The sequence below is a fragment of the Propioniciclava sinopodophylli genome (genome assembly GCF_004324755.1).
Classification (GTDB): domain Bacteria; phylum Actinomycetota; class Actinomycetes; order Propionibacteriales; family Propionibacteriaceae; genus Propioniciclava; species Propioniciclava sinopodophylli.
This window is the reverse complement of the sequence record NZ_SDMQ01000005.1, coordinates 75,364-91,286: the sequence shown is the minus strand read 5'-3', so window position 1 is coordinate 91,286 and position 15,923 is coordinate 75,364. Positions and strand designations below refer to the sequence as shown.

Here is a 15,923-nt window from a genome sequence, read left to right as displayed (position 1 = left end):
CTTAGTGGTAGTCGACGATTTCGACGTCGGCCGGTCCGGCGTCGGTCCAGGTGAAGCAGATCCGCCATTGCTGGTTGATCCGGATGCTGTGCTGCCCGGCTCGGTCTCCGCGGAGTTCCTCGAGCCGGTTGCCGGGAGGCACTCTGAGGTCCTCCAAGTTCTCGGCGGCGTCCAGCATGACCAGTTTCCGCAGGGCGGCACGTTCGATCCGTGGGGCGATGGTCTTGACTCGTTGTCGTGACCAGAGCCGTTCGCTCGCTGGGTCCCCGAGGGATCTGATCACTCACCCACTATAACGCACCACGTCATACTCGCCCATGCCGCGAGCAGATCGCATGATTGGCCATGCCTCGGAGGCGGTGACCTTCTTACGTGCGCGGATCTCCGCCGGGCCGGCGGCCCTCGTCAACCTCCACACGATGGTCCATGTCTGCAACGTCTCGTAGCCGATGCCCAGCGGGCCCGTCACATGGCGAAGCGCTGCTGACTTCGTCGGATGATCAGGTCGAGCATCGACCTCCATCCATGACCCCGACAACAACGGGCCCCCTGCGGTAGATGAACGTGCACACGGTCCTTCTCAAGCGTGGTAGCACTAGTGCTACCGTGGGCTTCATGAAGAGTGTTGGACTGCGGGAACTTCGTCAGGATGCTTCCGAGTTGGTGCGCCGCGTCGAGGCAGGGGAGGAGATCACCATCACCGTCTCCGGGCGACCCAGTGCGCGACTCGTGCCGGCGCGCGCGACGCAGTGGCGATCCTGGGGCGAGATCGCCGACCTGTTCAGCGGACCTGAGGACCCCGCCTGGGAGCAGGACAGGCAACTCCTCGACGACGAACCGCGTGACCCCTGGGGTCAGAGGTGACCCGGGCGCTCGAACCTCCCGAGCGGGCCATCCTCGACACCAGCGTCATCATCGCCGGGGACATTGCCCCGATCCCCGGCGTACTGGCCATCAGTGCGATCACCCTGGCCGAACTCCAGTTCGGGGTGCTGGTGGCCAAGACCGCACCCGTGCGCGCCGAACGCCTGCGCCGGCTCAGTGTCCTGCAGAAGCACTTCGAGGCGTTGCCCGTCGACGAGGCGGTTGCCATCAGCTACGGCAGGCTCGCTGCCGCGGTAGTCGACGCCGGCCGCCAACCACGCCGCCGGGTGATGGACCTGCTCATCGCGGCAACCGCACACGCGCACGGCGCCCGCCTCTACACCCACAACGTCGATGACTTCGCCGGACTCGAAGAACTCGTCGAGATCATCGCCGTCTGACCGAGCCCCTTGCGGCATGAAGGGCGCGTCCCACAAGGCGCGCATGATGGCTGCATCGTGCGTCGTCAACGGTCGAAGGCGGAGCCGCGACCTGGAAAGTGAATGACCGTGAGCGAGAGGCCGTTCACTGGGACGGACGCGAGCGGCGTCCTCGCCAGCGTGCCGTAAGCGCGATGATCACCCCGAGCGCCAGCAGCATGAAGCTGACCGAGACGGACAGCCACTTGCCGGCGGTGAAGAACGGCGCCAGCTCGGCTAGCGCCGGCGTCCGGGCCGGATAGCGAGCCATCACCGTCGCGGTGCAGATGTTCTCGGCGTAGTCCAGTGCCACCGCGACGAGCGGGACCAGGGAGACCCCCCGCCACCGACTCCCCGAGACGGTCCCTCGCGCCCAGACCCAGGCGAGGGTCGCCACCAGGAACGTCCCGTACACAAGCGGCCAGATGACATCGAACGTGACGCGCGCGTGCACGTAGGCAGCGCGACCGTCTTCTCCCCATGCCTGGGCCGCTGCGTATAACTCGTCCGGGGAGTACCACACCGATGTGTCCGGGGCGGCGTAGTGGACCGTGTAGAAGGCTCCGGCCTCCGCCTGCGCGGGGAGCACCAGCGCGGTGAACAACCCGAACAGCACCACCGACCCGACGGCCATCCACCCCCGAACTCCGCGCGCCAGCCGCCCGGCCACCCGTTCCACAACCTTCATCCCACCTCGCCCCTTCTGGTGCTGCGATGATAGGTCTCGGGTGCGCTTCCTCCCGCTTCTGACAACACGACGGAGCACCCCAGGCCAGCGAGGGCGCGGCCGCACCGGACGCCACGACACCTTCGCTGCCGCCAGTGCCGGGAAGCACATCGCCCCCGCTAGTAGTCGTGTAAACTAATTCAATTCGGGGGCGGAACGGTCCGCTGGCCCGAGAACCCGTCGGCGCAACCCCGCGCTGCGGGAACGCGAACAAGACGAACCCAGCTGCTGGCTGCCTCATGCGCCGCGGCCGGATGACAGTAAGGAGAAACACATGAACGACCACACAGCACGGTGGCGCCTGTCAGAGGCGGAGCTGTCCTGCGGCCACACGCTGGCTGTCCGCAGCGGGGAGGCCTCGGCCTACTGCTCGTGGTGCGCCCAGAGCGTGAGCGTGCTCGCCCTGGCCACCTGACCAGCGAGCAAGCCCACCCCCACGACGGGTCCGGCCCTCCCGCTCAGGCGAGGGCGGCCTTGACCTTGGCCGCCACGGCGGCTCCTTCCGCACGACCCGCGACGCGGCCGTTGACGGCCTTGATGATGGCTCCCATCTGCCGCATCGTCGGCTTCTCCCCGGCGGACGCCTCGGCGGCCGCGACCTCCTCGGCCACGACGGCGTCGAGCTCGGCGTCCGACAGCATGGACGGCAGGTAGCGGGCGAGGATCTCGGCCTCGGCCAGCTCCTTGGCGGCCAGCTCGGGGCGGTTGCCGTCGGTGTAGGCCTGCGCCGAGTCCTTGCGGGTGCGCACCTCGCGCTGGAGGACGGCGACCTCCTCGGCCTCGGACAGCTCGCGCGCCTGCTTGCCGGCCACCTTCTCGTTCTTGAGGGCGCCGATCGCCATGCGGAGCGTCGTGACGAGGTCGCTCTCGCGCGCCTTCAGCGCAGCGACCATGTCGGTGTGGAGCTTGTCCTCGAGGCTCATGGGTGTCCTTTCGTCGGCGTCCATCATTCCACGTCGCGTGGGGCCGCTGACGAGGGACGCCCCAGCGGGCCAGCATGGCCCCACCATCCGGGCGAGCTGGGTCAGTCGCCGATCGGACACGGAGCGCGGAACGGTAGCGTGGCGGAATGGGAGCACGCCTGTTCACCGCGATCCTTCCCCCGGACATCCTGGTCGAGGAGCTCGACCACTTCCTCGGGCCGCGGCGTGCGGCCGAGCCCCGGCTGCGCTGGACGCGCCCCGAGGGCTGGCACCTGACCACCGCGTTCATGGGCGACGTGCCCGACCGTAGCCTGGAGCGGCTGGCGCAGAACCTGGCCACCGTCGCGGCCCGGACGCCCGCGTTCCGCATCCGGTTGGGGGGTGGGGGAGCGTTCCCGTGGGTGCTGGAAACCAAGGTGCTGTGGCTGGGCCTCACCGAGGGCGGGGGCGAGCTCTCCGCGCTGGCCGAGCGGTGCCGCAACGCCGCGACGGGCGCGGGCGTCCGGGTGGACGGCGCCCGGTTCCTGCCGCACCTGACCCTCGGCCGGGCGAACCGCGCGATCGAGACCACGCGGCTGGTGCGGGTGCTCGACACGTTCGAGGCCGACGGGTGGCTGGCGCAGGAGCTGGTGCTGGTGCAGTCGCACCTGGCGGACCGGGGTAACCGCTATGAGGTGGTCGACCGGTGGGGGCTGGGGTTCGAGCAGCGAGATTGAAGGTTCGACCACTCCCGGTCAGCCCTAGGGTGAGGCTACGCAGCGCCGACCCCGTGCCGGCCGACCCGGAGGAATCCCCATGAGCGACCGACGCATCGAGACCCTGGCGGTCCACGCCGGCCAGGAGCAGGCCGACCCGGCGACCAACGCCCGCGCGGTGCCGATCTACCAGACCACCAGCTACGTCTTCGACGACACCCAGCACGCGGCAGATCTCTTCGCGCTGCGCAAGACCGGCAACATCTATACGCGCATCATGAACCCGACCCAGAACGTCCTGGAGGAGCGGGTCACGGCGCTGGAGGGCGGCCTGGCCTCGCTCGCCACGGCGTCCGGCGCCGCCGCGGTCACCTACGCGGTGCTCACCCTGGCCGGGGCAGGCGACAACATCGTCGCCAGCTCCAAGCTGTACGGCGGCACCTACGCGCTGTTCGCCCACACGCTGCCGCAGTTCGGTATCGAGACCCGCTTCGTCGACCCCGACGACCCGTCCGCGCTGGCCGGCGTGGTGGACGACCGCACCAAGCTCGTCTTCGGCGAGAGCCTCGGCAACCCGGCCCTCAACGTGCTCGACATCGAGGCGTGGGCCGAGGCCGCCCACGCGCTCGGCCTGCCGCTGGTCATCGACAACACCGCGGCCACCCCGTACCTGTGCCGCGTCTTCGATCACGGCGCCGACATCGCCGTTCACGCCACCACCAAGTACCTGACCGGCAACGGCACCTCGATGGGCGGCGTCATCGTCGACTCCGGGAAGTTCGACTGGGCGGCGCACGCGGACCGCTTCCCGAACCTGACCGCCCCCGACGGCGCCTACCACGGCGTGGTCTGGACCGACGCCGCCGGGCCGGCCGCCTACATCATCCGGGCCCGGACGGTGCTGCTGCGCAACACCGGCGCCGCGATCTCGCCGTTCAACGCCTTCCAGGCGATCCTCGGCATGGAAACGCTGCACCTGCGCATGGAGCGCCACAGCGCCAACGCGCTGGCCGTGGCGAAGTTCCTCGAGGCCGACGACCGCGTCGCCTGGGTTCGCTACCCGGGCCTGGAGTCCGACCCGTACCACGAGGCGGCCCAGCGCGTCCTCGATGGCCGGGGTTGCAGCGGTCTGGTGGCGTTCGGCCTGAAGTCGGGCCGCGAGGGCGGCTCGCGCTTCATCGAGGCGCTCAGCCTGTTCAGCCACCTGGCCAACATCGGCGACGCGAAGAGCCTGGCGATCCACAACGCCACCACGACGCACAGTCAGCTCACCGAGTCCGAGCTCGTGGACGCCGGCGTGGCGCCCGAGGGCGTCCGCCTTTCGATCGGCATCGAGAACGTCGACGACATCATCGCCGACCTGGACCAGGCGCTGTCTGCGTGACCACGCACGGGGAACCCGGATCGGTCGGCGTCGTCGCGACGTCGACCGTCCGGCTGTTCTCCGACAGCGATCCGCTCGTGCTGGTCAGCGGGGCCACGCTCGGCCCCGTTGACGTCGCCTACGAGACGTACGGCACCCTCAACGCCGACCGCTCGAACGCGGTCTTCATCTGCCACGCGCTGACCGGGGACGCCCACGCCGCCGGCTTCCACGAGGGGGCCACCCGCCCTGGCTGGTGGGACAACCTGATCGGCCCCGGCAAGCCGCTGGACACCGACCGCTTCTTCGTCATCTCGGCGAACCTGCTGGGCGGGTGCCAGGGCACGACCGGCCCCTCCTCGGAGAACCCCGAGACGGGGACGGCCTACGGGCTGGACTTCCCGCTGCTGGAGGTCGCCGACTTCGTCACCGTGCACCGCGCGCTGCTGGCCCACCTGGGCATCGACCGGCTGCTCGCCGTGGTCGGCGGGTCGCTCGGCGGCATGCAGGCGCTGCAGTGGTCACTGGACCACCCCGACGAACTCGCGCACGCTGTCGTGGTTGCGTCCTCCAGCCGCCTGACAGCCCAGAACATTGCGTTCTCAGCCGTCGCGCGACGGGCCATCATGGCCGACCGGCAGTTCAAGAACGGCCAGTACGCCGCCGAGGGCACCAGCCCCGCCGTCGGGCTGTCCATCGCGCGGATGATGGCCCACATCACCTACCTGTCCGAGGACGCCTTCACCGAGAAGTTCGGCCGGGCGCCCCAGTTCGAGACGTCCCGGCGCGGCTTCGGCATCGACTTCGCCGTCGAGAGCTACCTCGACCACCAGGGCACCGCCTTCCTGGAGCGGTTCGACGCCCTGAGCTACCTGTACCTGACGCGCGTCATGGACTACTTCGACCCGTTCTCCAACGCCGGGGCGCTGGACCGGGTGCGCGAGCACCCCGTCCGGTACCTCGTGCTCTCGTTCGACACCGACTGGCGCTTCTCCACCGAGCACTCGCTGCGCATCGTCCGCCACCTGGAGTCGAACCGCCTGCCGGTGACGTTCCGCGAGCTGAAGTCGGCCTACGGGCACGACTCGTTCCTGCTGGCCGACCCGGCCTACCACGCGACGCTGAAGGCCTATTTCGACCGGGCGCTGGAGGACGCATGATCAACGCCGCAGGCCTCCGCCTCGACCTGGAGCTCATCGCCGGCCAGGTCTTCCCCGGCTCCCGGGTGCTCGACCTCGGCTGCGGCACGGGCACGCTGCTGGCGCACCTGATGGCCACCAAGGGCTGCTCCGCCACCGGCGTCGAGATCGATCCCGACAAGGTGGTCGGCGCCATTCGCAAAGGCGTCCCCGTCCTGGAGAGGGATGTGGAGGAGGCGCTGGTCGACATCGACGACGAGAGCTACGACGTCGTCGTCCTGTCACGCACTCTCCAGACGATGCTGCGGCCGGAGTTCGTCCTGTCGCAGATGGGGCGCGTCGCCGAGCGTATGGTCGTGTCGGTGCCGAACTTCGGCTACCTGCCCAACCGCGTGCGGCTCATGAACGGGCGCATGCCGGTGAGCAAGGAGCTGCCGTACGCGTGGTACAACACACCCAACCTGCGCTTCACCACGCTGGTCGATCTGGAGGACCTCTTCGCCCGGCTCGACCTTGTGGTCGACCGGCGCTACACGTACTCCCAGGCCGGACGCCGCCTGCGCATGTACGGCCGGCTGCCGAACCTGATGGCCGGCGCCGCCGTCTACGTGCTGCGCCCGGCGCGCTGACCCGCGGCCGCCATCGCGGCCACGATCCGGTCGGCGCTGCCGCCGAGCTGCAGTTCGTCGGCGAGCGCGGCGAAGAGGTCGAGGTCCTTCGGGACGGACGGCAGGGTGAGGTCCACGTCCGGCAGGTCGAGGGTGCGAACGGCGCCCACCACCTCGCGGGCGGGCCCGAGGTAGTCCATCGCCGCGGCCAGCGAGCGCTGGACGCCGGGGGACAGCTTCGCCGCGTTGGCCACGATGCCGTCCAGGTCGCCGTAGCGCCCGATCAGCGACGAGGCGGTCTTCTCGCCGATGCCCTTCACGCCGGGCAGTCCGTCGGAGGGGTCGCCCCGCAGCACGGCGAAGTCGACGTACCCGGCGCCGGTGATGCCGTACTTGGCCTGTAGCCACGCGTCGTCGATGCGCTCGTGCTTCGCGACGCCCCGGCCCACGTAGAGCACGCGGACGCCCGCCGCGTCGTCGACGAGCTGGAACAGGTCGCGGTCGCCGGTCACGACGTCGACCGGCCAGGTGGAACGGGTGGCGAGGGTGGCGATCACGTCGTCCGCCTCGTGGTCGGCCGCCCCGACGATCGGGAGGCCCAGGGCGTCCAGCGTGGCGCGGATCCACGGCACCTGGCCGACCAGCTCGGCGGGCACCTCCTCCACCCAGCCGCCGGCGGGGTCGGCGCGCACGACGCGGTGCGCCTTGTAGCTGGGCACGAGCTCCACCCGCCAGGCCGGACGCCAGGCGTCGTCCCAGCAGCAGGCCACGTGGGTGGGGGAGTAGTCGGTGATGAATCTGGCCAGGAAGTCGAGCAGGCCCCGCACGGCGTTGACTTGGTGGCCGTCCTTGTCTCGCATCGAGTCCGGGAGACCGAAGAAAGCCCGGAAGTACAGGCTTGCGGAGTCAAGAAGTAGTGTGCGGCGGTCTTCCATGGGTCACGAGTGTGCCAGCATGGTCGCCATGGAGGACCTCGACACCCAGATTCTCAGCTTGCTGGCGCGGGACGGGCGCATGTCCTACACCGACATCGGCAAGGCCACCGGGCTGTCGACCTCGGCCGCGCAACAGCGCGTCCGCCGGCTGGAGCAGCGCGGCGTGATCACGGGCTACCGCGCGATCATCGACCCGGCGGCGCTCGGCAAGCTCCTGACGGCCTTCATCTCGGTGACCACGTCCGACCCGCTGGAGGACACCGACCTGCCCCCGCGCCTGGCCGAGCTGCCCGAAGTGACGGCCTGCTACTCGGTCGCCGGCCGCGCCTCCTACGTGGTCATCGCGCAGGTGGAGACCCCCGCCGATCTCGAGCGGGTGCTCACCGAGATCCGCGTACGCGGGCACGCCAACACCGAGACCCAGCTCGTCCTCAGCGTGCCCTTCGCGGACCGCCCGCTCGTCTGATCCCGCCTCAGGCCCCCGGCGCCAGACGGGCCAGGAGCGTCGCCTCGGCGATGCAGGCGCTGGTGAAGTCGGACAGGTCGAAGGACTCGTCGATGCCGTGCATGCGGGAGTCCGGGTCGACCACGCCGGTGACCAGCACCGCGGCGTTCGGGAACGCCTTCTGGAAGGCGCCCACGAGGGGGATCGAGCCGCCCTGGCCGACCTCGACGACGTCGGTGCCGAAGGCCTCGGAGTACGCCACCCGGGCCGCCTCCGCGACGTCGCCCGACAGCGTGACCAGGGACCCGTCCGCGGCCTCGGCGTGCCCGAACGTGACGCGGGCCCCGAAGGGGGCGTGGTCCAGCAGGTGCTGCTTGAGGGCGGCGAGCGCGGCGTCGGCGTCCTGGCTGGGGGCCAGCCGCATGCTCACCTTGGCGCGGGCGGACGGCGCGAGCGTGTTCGACGCGTCGGCCACGCGGGTGCAGTCGATCGCCAGCACGGTGACCGACGGACGCCCCCACAGGCGGTCGGCGGCCGGTCCGGTGCCGGTGAACCGGACGCCCTCCAGCAGGCCGGTCTCGGCGCGGAGGCGCTCCTCGGGGTACTCCAGGGCGAAGGGCTCCTCGGTCACCAGGCCCTGCACCGCGACGTTGCCGTCCGCGTCGTGCAGGGTGGCGAGCAGGCGCACCAGCGTGGTCAGGGCGTCCGGCGCGACGCCGCCGTACTGGCCCGAGTGCAGCGCGTGGTCCAGCGTGTCGACCTGGACCACGACGTCCGAGAGGCCGCGCAGCGCGGTCGTGAACGCGGGCGTCCCGACCTCCCAGTTGGCCGAGTCGCAGATGACGTAGACGTCGGCGGCGAGCAGGTCGGCGTGCTCGGCCATGATGGCCTCCAGGGTGGGGGAGCCGACCTCCTCCTCGCCCTCCACGAACAGGGTCACCCCGACCGGGGGCTTGCCGTCGAAGGCCCGCAGCGCGGCGAGGTGGACGGCGATGCCGGCCTTGTCGTCGACGACGCCGCGCCCGTAGAGGCGCCCGTCGCGGCGGGTGACCTGGAAGGGGTCGGAGGTCCACAGGGCGCGGTCGCCGGTGGGCTGCACGTCGTGGTGGGCGTACAGGCAGACGGTGGGCGCACCCTCGGGCGCGGGGAACCGGGCGATGACGGCGGGCTGGCCGCCCTCGGCGATGATGCGGACGTCGGGGCAGCCCAGGTCGCGGGCGTACTGCGCGACGGCCTCGGCGGTGGCCTGCACGTCGCCGTGGTGGTCGGGCAGCGAACTCACCGACGGGATCGCGACCAAGCGGGAGAGGTCCTCGAGGACGCCGGGGATCAGGGCCTTCACACGGTCACGCAGGTCGGTCATGGCTGAACCCTAGCCCGGTAGGCTGCGCGGGTGACATCGCAGGCCCGCCCGAAGCTGCCGTGGTGGGTGCTGGCGCCCATCGCGGGTGTGGGCGGCCTGCTGGCCACGGCGTCCTTCCAGCCTTTCAACGCGTGGCCGCTGGCGTTCGTGGCCGTCGCCCTGCTGGCGTGGGCCACGTCGCGCACGGGCGGGGTGCTCGCCGGCGCCGCCGTAGGCTGGACGTTCGGCCTCACCTTCATGTTCACCTCGCTCATCTGGCAGACCTCGATCATGGTGCTGTCCTACGCCGGGCTGTCGCTGGTGATGAGCCTCTTCCTGGCCGCCCTCGGCGCCGCCCTGCACCTGACCGGACGCCTGCGCTGGGCTCCCCTGTGGGGCGCGGGGGCGTGGACGCTGATGGAGTTCGTCACCTCGGTGTTCCCCTTCGACGGGTTCGCCTGGATGCGGCTGGGCTACACCCAACTCGACTCCTGGCTGGCCGGCTTCTACCCGCTCACCGGCGCGGCCTCGGTGACCTTCCTCGTGGCCCTGCTCGGGCACCTGCTCGCCCACGTCGTCTCGCGGCCCGGCGTGGCGCGCGCGGGCGCGCTGCTGGGCGTTGGGCTGGCGACGGTCGGCGTGGGCCTGGCCGGGCTCGCGTGGCTGCCGGACGCCCCGGACGAGGGCAGCGTCGACGTGGGCTGGGTGCAGCCCGGCGCCCCCGGCGGCGGCGTGTACGGGCTGGGCCCGGCTCGCACGGTGACGGCGAACTCACTGGCCGGCACGGAGGCCCTCATGGCCGACGTCGCGGCCGGCAGGTGGCCCCGGCCCGACTTCATCGCCTGGCCCGAGAACTCCACCGACCTGGACCCCCGTCAGGACGCCCCCACCAAACTCATGGTCCAGACGGCGGTGGACGCCGCCGGCCTGCCCATCCTCGTCGGGTCGATCTACACCGACGAGGCGCGCCAGGAGCGGCAGACCGTCGCCGTGTGGTGGGACGCCGCGGGCCCCGAACTCGTCTACGCCAAGCGCAACCTCGTGCCGTTCGGCGAATGGATCCCGTTCCGCGACTTCTTCCTGCCCTTGGTCCCGCAGCTGGCCTACGTCGGCCACCAGTCCGTGCCGGGCACCACGCCGGGGTCGTTCGAGGCGCCGCTGCCCGACGGCCGGACGGTGCAGGCGGGAGTGGCGATCTGCTACGAGGTCATCTACCCCGAGACCGTCTACGACGCCGCCCGCGAGGGTCAGTTGGTGATCGTCCAGTCGAGCAACGCCATGTACCAGGGCACGATCCAGATCGACCAGCAGTTCGCCGCCACCCGCGTGCGCGCCGCCGAGATGCGCCGCGAGGTGCTGGTGGTCACGACGTCCGGGATCTCCGGCCTCATCGGGCAGCGCGGCGAGGTGCTCGACCGCGCCCCCGACTCGGTCGGTGCCCACGGCGTCCACACCATGGCGCTGCGCTCGACCACCACGCCGGCGATGACCGCCGCCCGCTGGGTGGAGTACCTGCTGGCGGCTCAGGGGGCGGTCGGGGTGGTCCTCGGTCTCGTCGCCCGGCGTCGCCTTGGCCGAAGTGGGACACTGGAGGGTGTGCCGGCGTGTGCCGGCCCAGTGAGGAGTTGACCCGCATGGCCCAGCACTACGCCGATCTCGGGAAGATCCTGGTCATCATCCCGACCTACAACGAGATCGACAACGTGGACATGATCACCGGACGGCTGCGCGCCTCGGTGCCGGAGGCGCACATCCTCGTCGTGGACGACAACTCGCCCGACGGCACCGGCGACCGGGCCGACGAGCTGGCCGCGTCCGACGACCACGTCCACGTCCTGCATCGCGTCGGCAAGGAGGGCCTGGGCGCCGCCTACAAGGCAGGCTTCGCCTGGGCGCTCGAGCAGGGCTACGACGTGGTCGTCGAGTTCGACGCCGACGGCTCGCACCAGCCCGAGCAGTTGCCCCGCGTGCTGGAGGCGCTGCACGGAGCCGACATGGTCAAGGGTTCCCGCTGGGTGCCGGGAGGCTCGGTCGTGAACTGGCCCCTGCACCGCGAGCTGCTCAGCCGCGGCGGTTCGATCTACACCCGCCTCATGCTCGGCCTGCCGGTCAAGGACATCACCGGCGGCCTCAACGCCTTCCGCGCCGACACGCTGCGCGCCATCCTGGACGACCCGATCGATGGGCAGGGCTACGGCATCCAGCGCGACCTGACCTGGAACGCCCACAAGCGTGGCTACCGCATCGTCGAGGTGCCGATCGAGTTCATTGAGCGCACCGCTGGTGAGTCGAAGATGAGCGGGGACGTCGTCAAGGAGGCGATGATCCGCACCACCGAGCTCGGCCTCAGGCACCGGGGGGCACAGCTGAAGAAGGCCCTGACGCGCGGCAGCGGGCGCGCCCAGCACGCGGGGGAGAGCGCCGGGCGGTTCGTGGGCGCGGTGTCGCGCGCGGCGTCCGACGCGGTCCGCGACAGGCGCAAGGGAGGCTCCCGATGAGGAAGGCCACCTGGGTCCTGGTCGGCCTCGGCGTCCTCGCGGTCGCTGAGATCGCCCTGCTGGTGTGGGTCGCCGGCGAGATCGGCGTGGGGTGGACGCTGCTGGTCCTGCTCGCGCTGGCGGCGGTCGGGGGCTTCCTGCTGCGGCGGGAGGGCGGCAAGGCGTGGGCGTCCCTGCGCGAGGCGCGGGACGACCCGGACGCCGTGGGCCGCAAGGTTTCGGACGCCGCGCTGGTGCTCGTGGGGGGCCTGCTGCTGATGCTGCCGGGCTTCGTCACCGACGTGCTGGGCATCCTCTGCCTGGTGCCCGCCACGCGGCCGCTGGCCCGGCGGGGCATCCAGGCCGTGCTGAACGCAGCGACCCGCCGTTACCGCGACCAGGCCGACCTGCTCGAGACCAAGCTGCGCCCCGACACGGTCGTGCGTGGCGAGGCGGTCGAGGACGCGCAGCGGCGGCCCCGCCCCGACGACCCCACGGTCATCCGTGGGGAGGTCGAGCGGTAGCCGTCACGGCTCCTTGCGGATCTCCTCCAGGCGCTCGGCCAGGATGCCCTCCAGCTCCTCGATGGAGCGGCGCTCGCGCAGCATGTCCCAGTGGGTGCGCACGGGCTTGACCTCCTTGGCCTCAGGCTCGACGCCGTCGCTACGGCGTGCCACCTGGCCACAACGCGGACACTCCCACTCGGTGGGCAGCTCCGCCTCGGCGGCGAACGGGATGGAGAAGTGGTGCCCGTTGGGGCAGTCGAACGCGGTGTCCTGGCGCGGAGCCAGTTCGATACCTGCGGGGTCGGCGAGACTCTTGGAGCCCAGACCCTGACCCCTGAGTGCCTTGTCTGCCATGGCTTCCTCCCTTCGTTCCCTCAACGCTACCGGGCAGGGTCAATGTTCCCTCAGCCGACGGCGTGGTGGGCTGGGTCCTTGACCGGGATGAGCACCAGCAGGCCCGCGAGCAGGATCAGGACGATGCCGAGGATGCCCCAGTAGGCGGTGTTCGACTCGCCGGTGATCGTGGCGCCGAGCCCGACGGCGAGGCCGAACGCGGCGGGCGCAAGGAACGAGATCGCGCGCCCTGTGGTGGCGTACAGGCCGAAGATCTCGCCCGCCTTGCCCTCGGGGATCAGGCGGGCCAGGAACGACCGGGACGCCGACTGCGCCGGCCCGACGAAGGCGGTCATGGCCATGCCGAGGGTCCAGAAGATGACCTGGCCGCGGTCGTGCAGGAAGAACACGCCCAGGCCGAGCAGCACGAGCGCCACCAGCGAGATCAGGATGACCTTCTTGGGGCCGATCCGGTCGTCCAGAAAGCCGAACCCGATCGTGGAGACGCCGGCCAGGATGTTGGCCACGGCGCCGAAGATGATGACGTCCCCGGCGGAGAAGCCGAACGTCAGCGAGGCCAGCACCGCGCCGAACGCGAAAACGCCCGACAGCCCGTCACGGAACAGGGCGGAGGCGGCGAGGAAGAAGACCGTGTGAGGGCTGGAGCGCCACAGGTTCTGGATGGAGCGGCCCAGCAGGCGGTACGACTCCACGAGGCCGACCCGGTCGGGGGCCCGGTCGCGCTTGCGGTCCTTCAGGGCCAGGAACGTCGGGATGGTGAACAGAAGGATCCAGACGCCGCACACGATCATCGAGGCGCGGATGTCCATGCCGTCCGCGCTGGTCACGCCGAACAGGCCGACCTCGGGGGAGATGAACCCGAAGTAGAGCACCAGCAGCGCCACGATGCCGCCCAGGTAGCCCATACCCCAGCCGAAGCCCGACACGCGACCGACGTTGTCCTTGGTGGAGACCTCGTCGATCAGCGAGTAGTAGTTCACGTTGGCCAACTCGCCGACGATCGAGGCGACGCCGAGGATGCCGAGGCCCAACCACAGGTACTCCGGGGCTGGCCGCACGAAGAACAGGGCGGCCGCGAGCGCGGCGATCAACCAGGTCTGCCAACGGAGGTTGAACACGGTCCGACCGGTGCGGTCGGACCGCTGGCCTAGCACCGGCGCGATGAGCGCCACGATCAGCCCCGCGATGCCGGTGGAGAGTGCCAGCGCCTGGGCGGTGACGTTCTCGGGGCCGAAGGCCCTGCCCGTGATGTAGACGCTGAAGACGAAGGTGATGATGACGGTGTTGAGGGGCTGGGTTCCCCAGTCCCACATCGCCCACGACCAGACCTTGCGCCGGCTGCTGGGCGCGTTGCCGGCCAGGGCGGAGCCCTCAACGGGCAGCGAGTCGTGCGTCATGCGTGTCCTTCCCACAGGTCGCGCTCGACCAGGACGGCCTTGAGCGTGGCGAGGTCGTCGGAGACGAGGCCGTCGACGCCGAGCTCGATCAACCGCTCCATCTCCGGGCGGTCATTGATGGTCCACACGTGGACGACGGCGCCGCGGCGGTGCGCGGCCTCGATCATGCCGCGGGTCACCAGGGGCAGGCGCGTACGCGGTTCGTGGGTGGGCATCTGGAACGCCTGCCCTGCCAGCGGCCACCGGTCCCGGACGCCGGGGACCAGCCCGAACACACCCACCTCGACCGGCGACGCCGACGTCGCGACCCGACCGCCGGTCAGCCTGCGGAAGGCGGCGATGCTGGCGCGGTGGAAGCTGCCGACGCAGACCCGGTCGAGGGCCCCGTGCTGCTCGAGCGTCGCGACGAGCGGTTCGATGGCGCCGGGCGCCTTGAGGTCGATGTTGAACCGGGCCTGCGGCAGGGCGTCCAGCAACTCGGCGAGCGTCGGGATCGGCTCGCTGCCGCCGATGCGGGCGCGGGACACCTCCGCCCACGGCAGGTCGGCGAGGTGCCCTGAGGCGTCCGTCGCCCGGTCGAGGACCTTGTCGTGGAACGCGACCAGCGTGCCGTCGGAGGTGACGTGGACGTCGGTCTCGAGGTGGGTGAACCCGAACGCCCAGGCGGCCACGAAGCCGCGCAGGCTGTTCTCGACCTCGGCGGGGGCGTCCTCGGTGATGCCGCCGCGATGGGCGAGGGCGGTGAAGGGCGCAGTGAAGTACGCATACTCGTCCGCACCTCGCCCCCGCATGGGGGACACCTTAGGCATCTTGGGCCTCCGGTGGGTGAACGTCCGAGCCATGGGGGTGGCGTGGGTGCAGAATACTGACTCGTGACCACGATTCTGTCGATCCAGTCCTCCGTCGCCTACGGGCACGTGGGGAACTCCGCCGCGACCTTCCCCCTCATGCGCGTGGGCTGTGAGGTGTGGCCGGTGCTCACCGTGCACTTCAGCAACAACACGTCCTACCCCAGCAAGAAGGGGCCGCTCCTGCGGCCCGAGGACGTCCACGACGTCGTCGAGGGCATCGACGAGCTCGGTGTGCTGCCGCGGGTGGACGCCGTCCTGACCGGCTACCAGGGCGCGCCGGCGATGGGAGCGGAGATCCTCAAGGTGGTCGAGCTCGTCAAGGAGCGCAACCCCCAGGCGGTCTATTGCTGCGACCCGGTGATGGGCGACGTGGGCCGCGGCATGTACGTGCTGCCCGGCATCCCCGAGTTCGTCCGCGACAACGTGATCGCCGCCGCCGACATCCTCACCCCGAACCACTACGAGCTGAACTTCCTCACCGGACGCGAGGCCGCCACCCTCGACGAGGTGATCGAGGCCGCCCACGCGCTGCGCGAGGTCGGCCCGGACGTCGTCCTCGTCACCTCCGTCGTCACCGAGGAGGCCGCCCCCGACACCGTCACGATGGTCGCGGTGAACAGCGAGGGTGCCTGGTCGGTGACCACGCCGCTGCTGGGCCGGAACTTCACCGGCTCGGGCGACCTGACCTCGTCGATGTTCCTGGCCGCGCTGCTGGAGTCGGGCTCGGTGGCGGACGCCGTGGGCCGCACCGCCGACATCGTCTACTCGGTGCTGGAGAGAACCACGATGCTGGACCAGCGCGAGTTGGCGCTGGTGGCCGCCCAGGACGACCTCGTCGCCCCGCGCCACCACTTCGAGGTGGCTCGGGTGCGCTGACG

General features: G+C 70.8%; 20 protein-coding genes. 12 read left to right on the top strand and 8 right to left on the bottom strand.

The window, feature by feature from the left end:
• Position 1: 1 nt before the first annotated feature.
• Positions 2-178, bottom strand: coding sequence for a type II toxin-antitoxin system RelE/ParE family toxin (locus ET989_RS16115; protein ID WP_479681048.1), 177 nt, complete (start codon positions 176-178; stop codon positions 2-4).
• A 437-nt stretch (positions 179-615) separates the two neighbouring features.
• Between ET989_RS16115 and ET989_RS06590 the strand changes: the two genes are divergently transcribed.
• Complete coding sequence (locus ET989_RS06590; RefSeq protein WP_131167751.1) at positions 616-864, top strand: type II toxin-antitoxin system Phd/YefM family antitoxin; 249 nt, start codon at positions 616-618, stop codon at positions 862-864.
• On the top strand, positions 861-1,265 hold the full coding sequence (locus ET989_RS06585) for a type II toxin-antitoxin system VapC family toxin (protein WP_131167750.1): 405 nt from the start codon (positions 861-863) through the stop codon (positions 1,263-1,265). The genes ET989_RS06590 and ET989_RS06585 overlap by 4 nt, the downstream gene beginning before the upstream one ends.
• Positions 1,266-1,389: 124 nt before the next feature.
• On the opposite strand, the gene ET989_RS06580 is transcribed toward ET989_RS06585, so the two are convergent.
• On the bottom strand, positions 1,390-1,971 hold the full coding sequence (locus tag ET989_RS06580) for a hypothetical protein (RefSeq protein ID WP_131167749.1): 582 nt from the start codon (positions 1,969-1,971) through the stop codon (positions 1,390-1,392).
• A gap of 313 nt (positions 1,972-2,284) precedes the next feature.
• On the opposite strand from ET989_RS06580, the gene ET989_RS14860 reads away from it, so the two are divergent.
• Positions 2,285-2,425 (top strand): hypothetical protein, encoded by a 141-nt coding sequence (locus ET989_RS14860; RefSeq protein WP_165490069.1) that lies wholly within the window; start codon positions 2,285-2,287, stop codon positions 2,423-2,425.
• A gap of 43 nt (positions 2,426-2,468) precedes the next feature.
• Here the strand turns inward: ET989_RS14860 and ET989_RS06575 are convergent, their stop codons facing one another.
• Complete coding sequence (locus tag ET989_RS06575; protein WP_131167748.1) at positions 2,469-2,933, bottom strand: GatB/YqeY domain-containing protein; 465 nt, start codon at positions 2,931-2,933, stop codon at positions 2,469-2,471.
• 146 nt (positions 2,934-3,079) lie between these two features.
• Between ET989_RS06575 and thpR the strand changes: the two genes are divergently transcribed.
• From thpR to metW, 4 genes are all read left to right on the top strand, one after another.
• On the top strand, positions 3,080-3,649 hold the full coding sequence (thpR, locus tag ET989_RS06570; RefSeq protein WP_131167747.1) for an RNA 2',3'-cyclic phosphodiesterase: 570 nt from the start codon (positions 3,080-3,082) through the stop codon (positions 3,647-3,649).
• A gap of 79 nt (positions 3,650-3,728) precedes the next feature.
• Positions 3,729-5,012, top strand: a complete 1,284-nt coding sequence (locus tag ET989_RS06565; RefSeq protein WP_131167746.1) for an O-acetylhomoserine aminocarboxypropyltransferase/cysteine synthase family protein — start codon at positions 3,729-3,731, stop codon at positions 5,010-5,012.
• Positions 5,009-6,151 carry a homoserine O-acetyltransferase MetX gene (metX, locus tag ET989_RS06560; protein WP_131167745.1) on the top strand — a complete coding sequence of 381 codons (1,143 nt, stop codon included), beginning with the start codon at positions 5,009-5,011 and terminating at the stop codon, positions 6,149-6,151. The genes ET989_RS06565 and metX overlap by 4 nt, the downstream gene beginning before the upstream one ends.
• Positions 6,148-6,759, top strand: coding sequence for a methionine biosynthesis protein MetW (gene metW, locus ET989_RS06555; RefSeq protein WP_131167744.1), 612 nt, complete (start codon positions 6,148-6,150; stop codon positions 6,757-6,759). Before metX ends, metW begins: the two co-directional genes overlap by 4 nt.
• Here the strand turns inward: metW and ET989_RS06550 are convergent.
• Positions 6,735-7,673, bottom strand: coding sequence for a 5'-3' exonuclease (locus ET989_RS06550; RefSeq protein WP_131167743.1), 939 nt, complete (start codon positions 7,671-7,673; stop codon positions 6,735-6,737). The genes metW and ET989_RS06550 overlap by 25 nt on opposite strands.
• Positions 7,674-7,701: 28 nt before the next feature.
• On the opposite strand from ET989_RS06550, the gene ET989_RS06545 reads away from it, so the two are divergent.
• Positions 7,702-8,139 (top strand): Lrp/AsnC family transcriptional regulator, encoded by a 438-nt coding sequence (locus ET989_RS06545; protein WP_131167742.1) that lies wholly within the window; start codon positions 7,702-7,704, stop codon positions 8,137-8,139.
• A gap of 7 nt (positions 8,140-8,146) precedes the next feature.
• On the opposite strand, the gene ET989_RS06540 is transcribed toward ET989_RS06545, so the two are convergent.
• Positions 8,147-9,481, bottom strand: a complete 1,335-nt coding sequence (locus ET989_RS06540) for a dipeptidase (RefSeq protein WP_131167741.1) — start codon at positions 9,479-9,481, stop codon at positions 8,147-8,149.
• Between the two features lie 30 nt (positions 9,482-9,511).
• Between ET989_RS06540 and lnt the strand changes: the two genes are divergently transcribed.
• Genes lnt through ET989_RS06525 form a run of 3 tightly spaced genes read left to right on the top strand, consistent with a single transcriptional unit; the run spans position 9,512 to position 12,461 of the window.
• The gene (gene lnt / locus ET989_RS06535; RefSeq protein WP_131167740.1) at positions 9,512-11,089 is read left to right on the top strand and encodes an apolipoprotein N-acyltransferase; all 1,578 of its coding nucleotides are present in this window, start codon (positions 9,512-9,514) and stop codon (positions 11,087-11,089) included.
• Between the two features lie 5 nt (positions 11,090-11,094).
• Entirely contained in the window at positions 11,095-11,958 is an 864-nt protein-coding gene (locus ET989_RS06530) for a polyprenol monophosphomannose synthase (protein WP_131167739.1), read from the top strand.
• Entirely contained in the window at positions 11,955-12,461 is a 507-nt protein-coding gene (locus tag ET989_RS06525) for an FxsA family protein (RefSeq protein ID WP_131167738.1), read from the top strand. The genes ET989_RS06530 and ET989_RS06525 overlap by 4 nt, the downstream gene beginning before the upstream one ends.
• Before the next feature lie 3 nt (positions 12,462-12,464).
• On the opposite strand, the gene ET989_RS06520 is transcribed toward ET989_RS06525, so the two are convergent.
• The 3 genes from ET989_RS06520 to ET989_RS06510 are packed head-to-tail and all read right to left on the bottom strand — an operon-like array spanning position 12,465 to position 14,985.
• On the bottom strand, positions 12,465-12,797 hold the full coding sequence (locus ET989_RS06520) for an RNA polymerase-binding protein RbpA (protein WP_131167737.1): 333 nt from the start codon (positions 12,795-12,797) through the stop codon (positions 12,465-12,467).
• Positions 12,798-12,847: 50 nt separating this feature from the next.
• Positions 12,848-14,194: an MFS transporter gene (locus ET989_RS06515; RefSeq protein WP_131167736.1), complete on the bottom strand. Its 1,347-nt coding sequence runs from the start codon at positions 14,192-14,194 to the stop codon at positions 12,848-12,850.
• The gene (locus tag ET989_RS06510) at positions 14,191-14,985 is read right to left on the bottom strand and encodes a glycerophosphodiester phosphodiesterase family protein (RefSeq protein ID WP_131167735.1); all 795 of its coding nucleotides are present in this window, start codon (positions 14,983-14,985) and stop codon (positions 14,191-14,193) included. The genes ET989_RS06515 and ET989_RS06510 overlap by 4 nt, the downstream gene beginning before the upstream one ends.
• A gap of 81 nt (positions 14,986-15,066) precedes the next feature.
• On the opposite strand from ET989_RS06510, the gene pdxY reads away from it, so the two are divergent.
• Positions 15,067-15,921, top strand: a complete 855-nt coding sequence (gene pdxY / locus ET989_RS06505) for a pyridoxal kinase PdxY (protein ID WP_131167734.1) — start codon at positions 15,067-15,069, stop codon at positions 15,919-15,921.
• Positions 15,922-15,923: the final 2 nt, after the last annotated feature.

Excerpts from the sequence above, each read along its gene's own strand:
- metW (WP_131167744.1), top strand. The coding sequence starts at position 6,148 with ATGATCAACGCCGCAGGCCTCCGCCTCGACCTGGAGCTCATCGCCGGC.
- ET989_RS06510 (WP_131167735.1), bottom strand. The coding sequence starts at position 14,985 with ATGCGGGGGCGAGGTGCGGACGAGTATGCGTACTTCACTGCGCCCTTC.
- ET989_RS06520 (WP_131167737.1), bottom strand. The coding sequence starts at position 12,797 with ATGGCAGACAAGGCACTCAGGGGTCAGGGTCTGGGCTCCAAGAGTCTC.
- ET989_RS06565 (WP_131167746.1), top strand. The coding sequence starts at position 3,729 with ATGAGCGACCGACGCATCGAGACCCTGGCGGTCCACGCCGGCCAGGAG.
- ET989_RS06590 (WP_131167751.1), top strand. The coding sequence starts at position 616 with ATGAAGAGTGTTGGACTGCGGGAACTTCGTCAGGATGCTTCCGAGTTG.
- ET989_RS06515 (WP_131167736.1), bottom strand. The coding sequence starts at position 14,194 with ATGACGCACGACTCGCTGCCCGTTGAGGGCTCCGCCCTGGCCGGCAAC.
- ET989_RS14860 (WP_165490069.1), top strand. The coding sequence starts at position 2,285 with ATGAACGACCACACAGCACGGTGGCGCCTGTCAGAGGCGGAGCTGTCC.
- thpR (WP_131167747.1), top strand. The coding sequence starts at position 3,080 with ATGGGAGCACGCCTGTTCACCGCGATCCTTCCCCCGGACATCCTGGTC.
- ET989_RS06530 (WP_131167739.1), top strand. The coding sequence starts at position 11,095 with ATGGCCCAGCACTACGCCGATCTCGGGAAGATCCTGGTCATCATCCCG.
- ET989_RS06525 (WP_131167738.1), top strand. The coding sequence starts at position 11,955 with ATGAGGAAGGCCACCTGGGTCCTGGTCGGCCTCGGCGTCCTCGCGGTC.
- ET989_RS06580 (WP_131167749.1), bottom strand. The coding sequence starts at position 1,971 with ATGAAGGTTGTGGAACGGGTGGCCGGGCGGCTGGCGCGCGGAGTTCGG.
- ET989_RS16115 (WP_479681048.1), bottom strand. The coding sequence starts at position 178 with ATGCTGGACGCCGCCGAGAACTTGGAGGACCTCAGAGTGCCTCCCGGC.
- ET989_RS06540 (WP_131167741.1), bottom strand. The coding sequence starts at position 9,481 with ATGACCGACCTGCGTGACCGTGTGAAGGCCCTGATCCCCGGCGTCCTC.
- ET989_RS06545 (WP_131167742.1), top strand. The coding sequence starts at position 7,702 with ATGGAGGACCTCGACACCCAGATTCTCAGCTTGCTGGCGCGGGACGGG.
- ET989_RS06575 (WP_131167748.1), bottom strand. The coding sequence starts at position 2,933 with ATGAGCCTCGAGGACAAGCTCCACACCGACATGGTCGCTGCGCTGAAG.
- ET989_RS06550 (WP_131167743.1), bottom strand. The coding sequence starts at position 7,673 with ATGGAAGACCGCCGCACACTACTTCTTGACTCCGCAAGCCTGTACTTC.